The sequence below is a fragment of the Streptomyces glaucescens genome, from assembly GCF_002154375.1.
GTDB classification, from domain to species: domain Bacteria; phylum Actinomycetota; class Actinomycetes; order Streptomycetales; family Streptomycetaceae; genus Streptomyces; species Streptomyces glaucescens.
The window spans coordinates 1,587-1,884 of record NZ_MUND01000716.1 but is presented as its reverse complement, the minus strand read 5'-3'; the positions used below and the strand labels follow the sequence as shown (position 1 = coordinate 1,884).

1 pseudogene is annotated in these 298 nt (G+C 70.8%); it reads left to right on the top strand.

The features are described from left to right. Positions 1-298, top strand: a pseudogene (locus tag CCN42_RS45155) (diaminopimelate decarboxylase); the annotation flags it as partial.

Sequence of the window (298 nt, the reverse complement as noted above, 5' to 3'; positions counted from 1 at the left end):
CGCCACCGCCCACGAGGACCAGAAGTTCGGGATTCCGCTCGCGGGCGGGCAGGCCGCGGAGGCCGTGCGGCGGGCGTTGCAGCTCGACGGGCTGGAGCTGATCGGGATCCACAGCCACATCGGCTCGCAGATCTTCGACATGTCCGGCTTCGAGGTCGCCGCGCACCGTGTGGTCGGGCTGCTGAAGGACATCCGGGACGAGCACGGTGTCGAGCTGCCGGAGATCGACCTCGGCGGCGGGCTCGGGATCGCGTACACGAGCGACGACGACCCCCGCGAGCCGCACGAGATCGCCAAG